Origin of the sequence: Leclercia sp. M50, assembly GCF_037150775.1 — a bacterium.
GTDB lineage: Bacteria > Pseudomonadota > Gammaproteobacteria > Enterobacterales > Enterobacteriaceae > Enterobacter.
On sequence record NZ_JBBCPK010000013.1, the window covers coordinates 1 to 13322 of the forward strand.

General features: G+C 58.8%; 11 protein-coding genes. 5 read left to right on the top strand and 6 right to left on the bottom strand.

Features of this window, described 5'->3' with window-relative positions; translation table 11 throughout:
• Nucleotides 1–655 (top strand): aminotransferase class I/II-fold pyridoxal phosphate-dependent enzyme (locus tag WFM46_RS04965; protein ID WP_336997175.1); only part of this gene is annotated, 655 nt, incomplete at its 5' end.
• 55 nt (nt 656–710) lie between these two features.
• Here WFM46_RS04965 and ypdK read toward each other — a convergent pair.
• From ypdK to WFM46_RS04990, 6 genes are all read right to left on the bottom strand, one after another.
• Nucleotides 711–791: a membrane protein YpdK gene (gene ypdK / locus WFM46_RS23810; protein WP_197080173.1), complete on the bottom strand. Its 81-nt coding sequence runs from the start codon at nt 789–791 to the stop codon at nt 711–713.
• A gap of 350 nt (nt 792–1141) precedes the next feature.
• The gene (lpxP, locus tag WFM46_RS04970; RefSeq protein ID WP_103180605.1) at nt 1142–2062 is read right to left on the bottom strand and encodes a kdo(2)-lipid IV(A) palmitoleoyltransferase; all 921 of its coding nucleotides are present in this window, start codon (nt 2060–2062) and stop codon (nt 1142–1144) included.
• Nucleotides 2063–2312: 250 nt separating this feature from the next.
• A complete protein-coding gene (locus WFM46_RS04975) occupies nt 2313–3755 on the bottom strand; it encodes a hypothetical protein (RefSeq protein ID WP_336997176.1) in 1443 nt (480 codons plus the stop codon).
• Nucleotides 3752–4096 (bottom strand): hypothetical protein, encoded by a 345-nt coding sequence (locus WFM46_RS04980; RefSeq protein ID WP_336997177.1) that lies wholly within the window; start codon nt 4094–4096, stop codon nt 3752–3754. Before WFM46_RS04980 ends, WFM46_RS04975 begins: the two co-directional genes overlap by 4 nt.
• A 94-nt stretch (nt 4097–4190) precedes the next feature.
• The gene (locus tag WFM46_RS04985) at nt 4191–7523 is read right to left on the bottom strand and encodes a CapA family protein (RefSeq protein WP_336997178.1); all 3333 of its coding nucleotides are present in this window, start codon (nt 7521–7523) and stop codon (nt 4191–4193) included.
• Nucleotides 7524–7547: 24 nt separating this feature from the next.
• Complete coding sequence (locus tag WFM46_RS04990) at nt 7548–8426, bottom strand: alpha/beta hydrolase family protein (protein WP_336997179.1); 879 nt, start codon at nt 8424–8426, stop codon at nt 7548–7550.
• Between the two features lie 115 nt (nt 8427–8541).
• Here WFM46_RS04990 and WFM46_RS04995 point away from each other — a divergent pair, with 115 nt between their 5' ends.
• From WFM46_RS04995 to WFM46_RS05010, 4 genes are read left to right on the top strand one after another with little or no spacing between them, the layout of a single operon-like run.
• Nucleotides 8542–10203 (top strand): Mur ligase, encoded by a 1662-nt coding sequence (locus WFM46_RS04995; protein WP_442913446.1) that lies wholly within the window; start codon nt 8542–8544, stop codon nt 10201–10203.
• Nucleotides 10204–10211: 8 nt separating this feature from the next.
• Entirely contained in the window at nt 10212–10904 is a 693-nt protein-coding gene (gene lapG, locus WFM46_RS05000; protein ID WP_336997180.1) for a cysteine protease LapG, read from the top strand.
• Between the two features lie 9 nt (nt 10905–10913).
• Nucleotides 10914–12860: a cyclic di-GMP receptor LapD gene (lapD, locus tag WFM46_RS05005; protein ID WP_336997181.1), complete on the top strand. Its 1947-nt coding sequence runs from the start codon at nt 10914–10916 to the stop codon at nt 12858–12860.
• 26 nt (nt 12861–12886) lie between these two features.
• Nucleotides 12887–13228: a tryptophan synthase subunit beta gene (locus WFM46_RS05010; protein WP_336997182.1), complete on the top strand. Its 342-nt coding sequence runs from the start codon at nt 12887–12889 to the stop codon at nt 13226–13228.
• The last annotated feature ends 94 nt before the right edge of the window (nt 13229–13322 follow it).

Sequence of the window (13322 nt, forward strand, 5' to 3'; positions counted from 1 at the left end):
GGTGGCCCTGGCGAAGCGCTACGACGTGCTGGTGGTGCATGACCTGGCCTACGCCGATATCGTGTATGACGGCTGGAAAGCGCCGTCGATCATGCAGGTACCCGGCGCACGCGACGTTGCGGTGGAGTTTTTCACCCTGTCGAAAAGCTACAACATGGCGGGCTGGCGTATCGGCTTTATGGTCGGCAACAAGACGCTGGTCAACGCGCTGGCACGTATCAAAAGCTACCACGACTACGGCACCTTTACCCCGTTGCAGGTAGCGGCCATTGCTGCGCTGGAAGGCGATCAGCAGTGTGTGAAGGACATTGCCGCCCAGTATAAACGCCGTCGCGATGTGCTGGTCAAAGGGCTGCATGAGGCGGGCTGGATGGTGGAGATGCCTAAAGCTTCGATGTACGTCTGGGCGAAGATCCCGGACGCCTACGCCGCGATGGGGTCGCTGGAGTTTGCCAAAAAACTCCTCCAGGATGCGAAGGTGTGCGTCTCCCCGGGGATTGGCTTTGGCGACTACGGCGATACGCACGTGCGTTTCGCGCTGATTGAGAACAGCGATCGTATCCGTCAGGCGGTGAGGGGCATTAAAAGCATGTTCCGCGCCGACGGATTACTGCCCCAGGTAACAAAGCCGACGCCAGAGCAGGCGGGTCAGTAACCCCAAAAAAAACAGGCGCCTCGGGCGCCTGTTTTTTTGACTACATTTTCTTTGCTCAGTTCATCATCAGGGCAAACGTACCGACCCATGCGAACAAAATCACTGAAAAACCCATAAAGAAATATTTCACGTTCATCGCTCCGCGTATTTCGTGATACGCAATAAAAAATAGAGTCCAACTGAGTATAGAGAGGTGAAGTCAGGCCGGGGCGGAAATGAGAATTATCCCGTTTCAGCCACGACTCCAGCTCAGAATTCTGTGCTTTCAGGTAGCCAGACGGCGCTAATGTACGCTTAAATTTCGGGAGTGACAAGAGGCATTTTTCTAAATAATTTCCATGACTTACGAGTGTCGTGGAACGGCGACAGTTTAATTTCGGCGGGTAATAAATTGTCGTTCGGCAAGATAGCGTGCTAACGATAAACCTGAGTGATTACAGGTGATTGAAAAGGTTAGTTTCTAAAAGAAACTAACCTTCAACGGGGTTAAAGATAGAGGGAAGCGTGCCCCACAGGACGCGTTTTAAAACGGCGATGCACCCATAAATACTGTTCCGGCGCACGCATGATCTCGCTCTCGATCACCCTGTTGATGTAAGCCGCGGCGGCCGCCTCTTCCTGGGGATAGTTCTCCATCTCCGGCATGATAAACAGGCGATAACCGCTTTTATCGTCTTTTCTGACCATGGTGACCGTCAGCATCACCGACTTTGAAAGACGGTGAATCACAAATGTGCCGTTAGTGGTGGCCACCTCCTTTACCGCGAAGAAGGGGGCGAAGCTGCTGCCATTGCGGCCATAGTCCTGGTCCGGAGCAAACCAGACCGCTTCGCCTTTTTTCAGGGCGCTGACCAGCCCGCGTAAATTATTGCGGCTGATCATCGCCTTATTTGAACGCATGCGCCCGCACGTCTGCACCCACTCCATCAGGGCGCTGTTATGTGGACGATAAGTGGCCATCATCGGCTGGCACAACCCCATCACCCGGCCACCCAGCTCCAGCGACGTAAAGTGAACGCCGATCACCATCACCCCGCAGTTTTTTGCCTGCGCGCGCTGCAAATTTTCCAGGCCTTCAACGTCAAACCACTTACGTACCCGCGAGTCCGGCCAGAACCAGGCCATCCCCGTTTCCAGTAACGCCATGCCGATAGATTTAAAATTTTCACTAATGAGATGATCACGCTCTTCAGGGGAGAGCGCCGGAAAACAGAGTTCGAGGTTCCTGCGAGCGATAGATTCACGGCGCTTCAGAAAACGACGCGAAAGACTTCCGAGGCTGGCACCGAGCCAGCGTAGCGCCGGATAAGGAAGTTGCACGAGCAGCCAGAGGACACCCAGACCAAACCATGTAAACCAGTAACGCGGGTGCAGAAGCGTGCGCGTGAATTTGCATTGAGACAAGATAAAACGACCTTTATGGAGAGTATGTTGGTAGCCCCAGACTGGCGCTACGCCGGAATGCTATTAAGACCTGCGTTAATACTATTGGTTCATGGTGATTACCGTATATGCCCAAGGTCTGAAAAAAGGCTGTCGGCGCTGGGCGGCGTAATGTAGCACTGATATATCTTAACTGCTAACACTACTTTTTGCGCAAAAAATAACCCATAAAAGGGCTCAAACCGGGGCTGTTTTTATTCACATTAAAACGCGATTAGTCAGGCTTTCCATATCCAAAATCAAAGCCGAGCAACACGTTCTGGCGTATGGCATGATTCAACGGATAGCTGTAACTCTGCCCGATGCTGACCGTATGGATCCCCCGCAACAGCGTGCCGCCGCTGAGGGATGAGGGGGTATTGGTGATCGCCACTTCCGCTCCCTGCAATGCGTGCCGCAGCGACTGATAGGCCGGAGAAGCCGTAATACTGTTATTGGTCACGCTGCACAGGCCGAGCAGCAGGCAGATTAACAGCACCGGGAAGATCAACGGATGGCGGTTAAGCAGGCGAACGGGCCGCCAGGCGGTAACAGAGAGCAGGGCGGCACTTAACGGCAGAAGCAGCAGATAGAGCAGTTTTGCCAGGTGGGTGAGGGCGCCGAGCAGGGAGAACATCAGCGCAATGGGAGGAACAATCACCGCCCGCGCCGCATCCTCGCCCCGTTTTTCATTTGCTCCGCCCGTGCCGTAGCTGGCCAGCGCAGCCTGCAGGCGGGGGAGTTGCTGTTGCACGGCGTAGTCAAGATGGGGAGCCTGCAATGCCAGGGCGAACTGTTTCAGGGCATCGTTTTTGGGATATTCCGGATGCACCCGGGTTTGCAGCGGCAGGGCCAGCTTTTCCCGCAGCCTTTTCTGCACCGGGTCCAGCATAAAAAATGTCTCCCAGTCGAGGCGGGCCGGGATTGTCACCCCATGATAAAGCCCATTTTTCCGGGTATCGCTGTTATAGCCGAGATAGTCCTGATAAATGTCCGCGCGCGCGGCCAGCCAGAGTTTGTAATAGCCGAGGAGCCCGCCCTCCTGAACGCTGATGCTGTCGCGCAGGTTTTGCGCCGCCTCTCGCTCAAGCAGTTCGTGATAGCGGCTGACCGAACTCATAAGTAGCGGCAGCATCGCCAGAAACGCTTTCCCGGATGGGCTGGTCCAGGTTTCGCGCTGACTGCCATCGTCATCAAGCGGGATCCCCTCCAGCGTCTGGTGCCCGTCAATTAAAGACTGCTGGTAGAGCTGCGCCAGCATCGACTTCTGGCGAAACTCGCCGGTACTTTGGGCGACCTGGCGCTCAATAACCCGCTCCACCGTTTGCCATGTCAACACGCCGGTGAGCAGACAGAGCGAGAACACCATGCCTGCCACCCAGGGGGCGGGAAAGGCAATGCCGCGTTTTTTCAGCCAGGCGTTGCACGCCAGCACCAGCTGGAACATCAGCAGCGCGGCGGCGATAGCGGTTAAAGCCCGGCCATAACGCTCCATATTGTGGATGTCATCGGGGGTGGAGAGACTTCCCACCAGGTCGAGCAGGCGCGAGTTAAAGGCCAGCTCGCAGATGAGATAGGTGAGGGTGAGAAGAATGACCACCGCGTTTTGCCACAGCGGCAGCGTGGGGCGCTTGATATCGGCCCGGTTTTCCAGTTCACCGAGAGCGCGTTCCGTCATGATTTTAGCTCCAGGCTGGTCTGACGGGTGATCGCAGGTTGCCAGATCTGCTCCGGCAACGAGTTATCCAGCACCGGCATGACCTGGGGCGCGGGCGGTTCGGCGGCTTTATCCTGAGGCCGTTTTTTTACTCTTACGGGCGGCGCAGGGGACGCTTCTGGCGCGTTCAGGAACGATTCAGGTGCGCTATACGCGGGCTTCACAGGCGCAGGGCGAACATATTTCGGCGCTACACGCGCCCGGCTGGGATTCTTATCATGGCTAGCACAACCGCTTACGCTCAGAAGCAGCGTTAACAACACCACCCCGCAGCGGGGCATTTTTTGCAGTAGCACGCTCATCAGTTTGTCCTGACTCTGTCGCACAGCGGAGTGACGTCTTTTAAATGTAATCGGGAATTTTAATTCAGGTAGTTGTATCGCTTAAAAATTCTGCTTACCTCCCGGCCAGGTGCGCCAGCGGCATGATCAGCCTGCATTCACCCTCCTCACTGACGGCGCGCCAGCCCGCATCGGACGTCTCTTCCTGGGTAATGGGCATGCCCTGCGCGGTAAGCTGCGCGATCAGATCTGAGAATTCCGCCCCGGTCACCGGGCGGGGCTGCCAGAAAGTCTGTTTATTGTCGGTCAGGATCGGCAGAAGCGCGATCTGCGGCTGCGGATTGCCAAGCCGCAGGCGGACGACAAAGCCATACGGCGGCACGCCACGCGACTGGTATTCACCGTTACTGTTAAACACCCCATTGCCGATGCTGTAGACCACCAGACTTTCGCCCAGTTTTACCGCCTCGCCTGCCATGTGCGGCCCGGAACCGATAATCAGGTCGGCTCCGGCCTCGCAGAGACGCTGCGCCAGCGCCCGCTGTCCCACCGTTGTCCACTGGTAATCTAGCCCCCAGTGAGCGAGCACGATAGTGGTGGCTGGCCGGGGGCGTGCTTTCTCCAGACGCAGCTGTTCAGCCAGGCCGCCGCTCAGGCAGGCGACCCCTGCCCGACGTGGGCGGGCATAAAAGGCGCAATCCTGCTCCATGTAGCGCCGGTACCAGTAGGCGCTGAAAATCTTGTACTGTCTGTCGCCCACCGTCAGCACCAGCGGAGCGTGGGCCTGCTGCGCATTGCGTCCGGCGCCGATGCAGGCAATGCCGCCGTCGCCAAACGCCGCCAGGGTGCTCTCCAGCCCAGGCAGTCCGGCATCCATGGCGTGATTATTGCCAAGGGCCACCGCGTCGATACCCTGTTTACGCAGGGCGGTAACCGAGGCGACCGGATCCCCGGTCAGGCAGAACGGCTTTCGCCCTTCCAGACTGGCGCGCAGATCGGTGGCGAGGGCCGCCTCAAAGTTGGCAAGGGTGAAGTCGCTACCGCGCAGCAGGGGGGCGATACCCAGAAAGCTGTGATCGTAGCCGTAACGTTGCAGGGCATCATCCAGACCCCGCGCCTGGCGCTTGCGGGTATACCACTCGCCAAAGTAGGTGTCGCCCAACAAGGTGAGGGTCGCCACAGGTTTGTCGATGTGCCGTTCGACGGGCACCGGTGCCGGCACTGCGCCATCAACTCCGGCCAGGAGCCCATCCAGCAGATAGTCGAGATGAAAGGCGTCATCCGCCCCGGCAGCGCAGGCCAGCCAGAGTTCGCCTGCGATCCACTGCAACGCAACGCCCCAGCGTCCGGCGCAGAATTGTCCCCATGCGCTGCCGTTGCTGTGCAGGTTGCCGCTTTTACGGTAGACCCGCTCGCCGATGGCCGCCTCGTGCTCACCCAGCCACGTAAGCCAGTGCGGGTAGCGCAGCTGGAAATGGTGCATCAGCCTGGCGATATCCCTAAGCGTGGTGCGCTGGCCGGGGCGGGGCCGACCGGAGACGTTATTGATATGGGTGTGGCGCATCTCCAGCTGGTCGACAAGGCTGCGCAGCGCCTTCAACGCCTCCGCGCTGCTGCCGGCCAGCGTTTCCGCCAGATGAATGGCGGCGTCGCAGGCGTTGTGGATGAGCATCCCCTGCACCAGCGATTTCACGGTTGCCGTGCCCCCCCGTTGCAGGCCAAGAGCCGGATTGCCCTGCAGAACGTGGGCAGCGATGCCGTGCATCTCAACAGGCGTATCAAGGTCTATTTTTTTCGCCAGCAGCCGTTCTGCCAGGCAGACGGCCAGCAGCAGCTGGCTCAAGTACGTGGGGGCAAACGCGCTGTCACCCTGCTCAGACAGCCGGGTTTCGCCGGTGGTAAGATTCATCAGCAGGCGGGCGGTTTGCCCTTTTGCCAGGGCTGGCGACGCGGTAAGTCGGCGCTTCAACAGGCCGACAACCCGCCTGAAGTCGGAATTACGCACGCTCCCTTTGACCAGCACGATATCGCCGTCGCGCAACGCTGGCACAGCGGCTTCCACCAGCGCCTCTGCGGTGCTGAAATGACCGCTACGAACCTCCTCCGGCAGGGCGTCGTGCAGGGCACACATCTCGTCACCGTGCAGAAATGCCTGCTGACAGCCAGCCGCCAGCAGGGGCTGCGCCAGCGAGCGGTGGATGGCGGCGGACCGATCCCCGAGGTTGATGATCCGCCCCAGCAGGGCGATCACACGGCCGCCCCCTTCCTGCGCTCGCTGAGAGGCCACCTCAAACGCGTTGAGCATCGAGAGGTATTCGGCGTTATAACTGTCGTCAATCAGGGTGACAGCCCCGCCGCCCGGCAGCGGCAGCGCGGAAATGCCCATATGTTGATCATCGCTGCGCCAGGTTTCGAGGCTGGCCACGATCTCCGCCAGGCTCACCCCGAGCAGATCGGCGGCGATAAGCGAGGCCACCGAGTTAAGGGCGGCGCCTTTGCCCGGCACAGCCAGCCGGTAATTCAGGCTCTGCTGACGGAGGCTGAGCGTGATCAGGCTCCCGTTGGCATTCTGGGTAAACGCCGTGATCCGCACGTCGGCGTCGGCATCAAACCCGTAGCTGATGATGCGGGCACCGTCACGGGTGACGCTCGCAGCCACGGTGTCATAGCTGGCCATATCACGGTTTAAAATGGCGTAACCACCCGGAATAAGACCGTGACTGATGCGCGCTTTAAAGCGGGCTACATCGTCGAGAGAGGTCACGCTCCTGCCCACCTGGGTGAGGCCGATCTCGGTAATAATGACGATATGCGGTTTGATACGCGGGCCGATCCCGCCGTTGCGCATCCACAGAGCAGAGATCGCCACCTCCATCACCACCGCCTGCGGATTGCAGACTGCACGCGCCAGCGTGATGGAGGCCCCCGTGCGGGTGTTATGGTTTCCGCGGCTCGCCACTACCGACATATGCTTTGTCAGGATGCTGTTGAGCATCTCTTTGGTCGAGGTTTTGCCTACCGTACCGGTGATCGCCACCAGCTTACCGTCCAGTCGCCGCCGGGCTTCTTCTGCAAGCCAAAGCAGGGCCTGATAGCTGTTGCCCACCACCAGCTGAGGAAAGTCCGGAGGCAGACCATCAACCTTGCGCTGGACGATGGCCCCGCAGTAGCGAGAGGCGTGGCGGGGAAGCGAAAGATGAGTATCATCCCAGCCAGCGTAAACTCCGGTGTTGCCGGAGCCCTTGTGCCAGGTGTCGGGATCGATGGCGACAAACAGACAGGGATGGCCAGGCTGCGCCTTATCATGAAAAAGGACAATGTCAGTGGCGCACCAGCCTGCATCCGGGCGATTGTACCAGACGCTACCGGGTAGTTTTTCGAGTTCGGCAGCGGTCCATCCCGGTGCTTGCGTCTCTGCGCGTGGCTGACGGGGCGGTTTCTGGCGCATATTTTTATTCCTGCTTTTTTGGGCTTATCCGCGTAGCGGACAAAGGCGAATGGCGTTGATACCGGCATTCCCCGTCAAATTATGAAATTGCGGCGGTCTGGCGGGGCGTTCGAGCAGTTCTACCCGGTGGCCATGTTCCCGCAGCGCATCCGCGAATCGCGCCTGCAGATCGAACGGCGTATTGCGATCCTGCGGGTTGCCGATCACCAGGATCAACCGGAAGGGATCGGCGGCGATCCCGCTGATGTGGTCGAGGGGATCCCACGGGTGAGGGAGGCCGGTGCCGTCCAGTGCAGGCGCCGGGGCTTCGCCACGCTGCTGGCGCAGGCGCTGCGCCCGCTCGAGTATTCCCCAGGCGCCGGAAGTGAGCACCGCGCAGGCGATGTCCCGGCGGCCGGTAGTCAGCAGCGCCGAGGCGGCGGTGGCGCCTCCGCTGTGTCCGCTGAGAATAACGCGCTGAATACCATAGCGGGCCTTGATAGCATTGAGGGCGGCATTGATAGCCTGGAACTCTTCCTCCTGGCGACGGCGGTAATGGTTGCCGCTGGAGCCGTAGGTGCCGGGGCGGGCGATAATGATGGTTGGCAACCCGGTCTGGCGTAGAATGGCCCGGGCCTGACGGCGTTGGTCGGCGACGGTGTTACCGGGAATGGTTTCGGGTGGACGCTTTATCTGCGAGACGCGGTCGCCTTTTAACATCACCACCGCCAGCGGGGCAGCCTGGAGATTTCCGGCGCTGAAATAGCGCATACAGGCGTTGCCTTGAGGGTAGTGTACCCACACGGCCTCGTCGCCGGTCGGGCAGTGCTCCCGGGAGGCCGGTTGGTTCCACAGCAGCGGCATTTCAGCGTACGCATACAGGCTCACCAGCAGCAGGATCCCTACCGCGAAACATCGACTCACAATACTGCCCCGGAAGAAACATAGATATACAGAATACACAACTTGTCATACATAATGGTATTATCTGGTTAGGATTTTTCTGACAGGGTTTCTTCAGGCGTTATCAGGAGTAAAAATGCCGCTCAGCCAATTACTGGCGCAAACCCGCCCGGCGATGGAATTGCTGGACGTCGCGCCCAAACCGCCGATTTGCCCCGCCTGGGCGATCTTTTTTAGTGCTTCCGATGGTCAAAGCCGTGCGCATATTGTGCAGGGCTCTGGCGACAGCTTCGATCAGGCCTGGCAGCAGGGCGTAGAGGCGCTGCTGCAGTGGCAGCAAAAGAGTGGGGCGGTGGTTTGCTGGCTGCGCGTTGACCTTGTGGATCAGGTGCAGGCCCTGCGCTGGGATAACCTGCAAGCCCGCTTAGCCAAGACCAAACGCAACTATTTTCGCTTCGGCATCAGCCTGGACCCAGCGTTTCGCTACGCGATGCTGGAGCAGGAGATTGCCGCCAACGCGCTGCTCTATCATGGCGATCACGGCGTTGCCACGCCCAATGCCACTAATCTGGCCCATTTTTCCCGCCGTCGCTTCGGCGCTGTGCTGAGCTGGCCGGAGGAGCCTGACCAGACGCTCTGGCGCTTCACCACCCGGGCGCTGTTTTGCGACGGCGAGCAGTTGTTACCCATCGAATCGACCGGGCGTAACAGCGGCTACCGCCAGCTACCCGACTGGCAGGCGACGGCGCTTGAGCCGATGATCGCCTCCGCCACCGACTACCTTGCCCGGCAGATCGCCCCCTCCGGGCGCTATCAGTACGGCTGGTTCCCCTGTTTCGACCGCGCCATTCCCACCTATAACGCCTTGCGCCACGCCAGCTCCACCTATGCACTGCTCGAAGGATGGGAAGTGACGCAGCAGCCTGAACAGTTCGCGGCAATCGAGCGGGCATTCAACGACCTTTGTGTCAGCTTTATTCGTACTTACCGGCTACCGGACGGCAGCGACGCCGATTTCCTGGTCGATACCGGGGATGAGATTAAGCTTGGCGGCAATGCGGTGTGTATTCTGGCGATGGCGAAATACAGCGAGCTGACCGGTGATGATCGGTATCTGGAACCGATGGCGCGGCTGGCGAACGGGATCGGCTTTATGCAGGATCCGCAGACGGGCGGGTTTGTTCACGTGCTGAACGCAGGGGATCTGTCGCTGAAGGCGGCGCACCGCATTATCTATTACGACGGTGAGGCGGCGTTTGCGCTGATGCGTCTTTACGGACTGACTAAAGCGCCGCGCTGGCTGGCAATGGTCGAACGGGCGATGGATCATTTCATTGTGCAGAAGCACTGGCAGGCGCACGATCACTGGCTCAGCTACTGCGTCAACGAGCTGACGCGCTACCAGCCGCTGGAGCGCTATTACCAGTTTGGGCTGGATAACGTGCGCGATCATCTCAACTTCGTTCAGAACCGCGTCACCACTTATCCTACGCTGCTTGAGTTGATGATGGCGGCCTCACGGATGATCGCGCGGCTTGAGGCATCGCCGCATAAACATCTGCTGGCGGGCTTCGACATGACGGTGTTCAACCAGGCGCTGGAGAGCCGCGCCCGCTATCTGGCAAACGGCTTTTTCTGGCCGGAACTGGCGATGTTCTTTAAAAACCCGCCGCGCATCGTCGGCAGCTTTTTTATTCGTCACCACAGCTATCGCGTGCGAATCGACGATGTTGAACACTACCTTTCCGGCTATGTCGCGTACCGTAAGCGCTGGCTGGCCCGGTCAGGCGAGCAGTAAGTTACGTCATGCGGCTTTATCCTTCTCTTCTGGTGAGCTGTCGACGCTGGCTGTCGCTCTGGCTGGTGCTGCTGCTGGTTATCTCCCCCGGACTCGGCGCCGGGTGGGATTTCAGCGCCATCAGCACCCGTACCGAACGGCTGTATGGCCCGGCTACCCCCGCCGCCCGGCAGCGGATTGATGAGTGGGCAGTGTTGCTTAAACAGCCGTCGCAGGGCACGATCCATGACACCTTAAACCGGGTTAACCAGTTTTTTAACGCCCGGATGGCGTTTCGCGATGATATCGTCGTCTGGAAGCAGCAGGATTACTGGGCAACGCCAATTGAGTTTTTACGTCAGGGGGCAGGGGACTGCGAGGACTTTGCGCTGGCGAAATATTTCACCCTGCGCGAAATGGGCGTGCCGGCGAACCAGTTACGTATTACCTATGTTAAAGCACTCGAACTGAATCAGGCGCACATGGTGGTGACATGGTATTCCACCCCCACGGCGATCCCACTGGTTCTGGATAACCTGAAAACCGCCATCTTGCCTGCTACACAGCGTACCGATCTGCTTCCGGTGTATGCGTTTAACGGCGAAGGGCTGTGGCTGCCGCAATCTGGCGGCAACAAACGCGTGGGTGACAGCAAACGGCTCTCCCGCTGGCAGGATCTTCTCACCCGTATGCGTGCAGAAGGATTTGTAATTCATGAATAGGATAGGGCCATGTCTCTTTATAAACAGCTACTGATTGGCATCTGTTTATTTACGCTCGTCATTTTCTGCGGCAACTTTTTCGTTACCCTGGAAAGCTCACGGGAGCAGTACCGCAATCAGCTTAGCGCCCACGCGCAGGACGCGGCGACGGCGCTGGGAGTGTCACTGACCACCCATATCGACGATCCGGCCATGACCGAGCTGATGGTGAACTCCATCTTCGACAGCGGCTATTTCTATCGCATTCGCGTGATCGACATTAAAACCAATAAACCGATTATCGAGCGCAGCGACGTACCCCAGAGCACCCGTGTACCGCACTGGTTTGTGCGGCTGGTGAACCTCAGCCCAGGTGAAGGCGATGCCATTGTGATGCGGGGCTGGACGCAGGTTGCCCGGGTAGAAGTGGTCAGCCATCCGATGTTCGCCCTGGCCCGCCTGTGGAACAGTATCGTTGCCAGCTTTTTGTGGCTGATCGGCTGTAGCCTGCTGTTTGTGCTGGCAGCCACCCTGCTGTTGAACCGCATTCTGCGCCCGCTTAACTATATTGCCGGACAGGCGATGGCCATCTGCCGCCGCGAGTTTCTTAATATACAGGCGCTGCCAAAAACGCCTGAGCTGCGCCGGGTGGTGGACGCCACCAACATGATGGTGACCCAGCTCAAGGTGTTATTCAGCGAGCAGGCCCGGCGTACCGAAGCGCTGCGCCAGGAGGCCTACCACGACAGCCTGACCGGCCTGAGCAACCGCCGGGCGTTTGATATGCAGCTCCAGTCACGCCTGAGTGATGAAGAGAACGCCGCCGGCCACATTATGCTGCTGCGGGTGCAGGATCTGATGGGGCTTAACCAGCGTCTGGGTGGGGCGAAATCCGATCAGCTGCTGGTGGCCGTGGCGGATATTCTGAGCGGTCTGCAGCGCAACTATTTCCACAACGAGGGGTTTGTAGCCCGCGTGCGCGGCGGGGAGTTTGCCATTATCGCCCCGCAGATCCTGGGCCAGGAGCTCGATAATCTGCGCAACACCCTCAGCACCCAGCTGAAGGCGCTGTCTGAGATGGGCATGAGCGACGTGACGCCGGTGGCGCATTTTGCCCTGGTGCCGTTTAACCCAGGCGATACGCCCCAGGCAGTACTGGCTCAGGCGGATCAGGCGCTGGCAAGAGCCGAAACCGAAATGCGCATCTTTGCGACGCCCGATACCGCATCGGCCACCGAGAGCGAAGACGATCATCACAGCTGGTATACCCGTCTGGATGCGGTGCTGACAAGCGGCGACTTTGCGCTCTTTTCACAGCCGGTCTACGCCTGCAACAGCGCGCGTGAGGTGCTGCATCATAAGATCCTCGCGCGAATTAAGACCCCGGAGGGGGAGCTGGTGCCTGCCGGACGCTTTATGCCGTGGATCCACCGGCTCAATCTCAGCCGCCGCATGGACATTGTGATGCTCCAGCAGACCCTAAGTGAACTGGCAAAATCACCGCGTCCGCTGGCGCTGAGCATCAGCGGGGCCAGCGTCGCGGATGACCAGAGCCTGAATGCCCTGTTGCAGCCGCTGAAAAGTGCGCCGCAGCTGGCAACCTGGCTGACCTTTGAGCTGGATGAGAATGAGTTGCCCGATGTCGAGCGGGTGAATGTTCTGGTCAGCCGTCTGAAGGCGTTGGGTTGTCGTCTGGGGATCCAGCATTTTGGTGGACGCTTCCACCTTATCGGCAATTTGCCGCAATGGGGTCTGGCCTGGATTAAGGTTGATGGCAGTTATATTCGCGATATAGACAGCGAAGCCGATAAAAAACTGTTTATTGAGGCTATTTACTGGGCCGCCCGTCAGATAAATCTTCCCTTAATTGCCGAACGAGTAGAAACTGCGGGCGAGCTGGCGATCCTTGAAAAAATGGGGCTGTATGGCGCAATGGGACGCTATTTTGCTGATGCCAGTACGCTGGGCGGAAATTAACCTCACAGGCTATACAGAGGCTGAATATGTATTACGTAGAACGCGATACAGAAAGACGAATAATTCGGGTGGAGTTGACACCTTTTCCCGCAATGACAGAACAGCACGATCTCTGTACGCCCGAGATTGACGAGTGGCTGCGCCAGCGTGATATCCGCGAAGCCACGCTCTATCAGCTACGGCAAAGCGACCTTGAGATGGTGCGTGTGCTTGAGGATCTGATCGAGGTTCTGATGAGTAAAGGCGTTATCACCATTACCGATCTGCCGCCTGCTGCGCAGGCCAAACTCACCAGCCGTGCGCAGGCGCGTCGCTCGTTGAGCGGACTGGAAGGATTAATCGCGGATGACGACGAGGGGCTTATTTAGCCCTTTGTGGCGTGCCGGGATTAATCAACAATTACCAGGGGAATAATTTCCTGGCTCCCTATTTTAATGGTGCTGACCTTTAAGATTCCTCTTT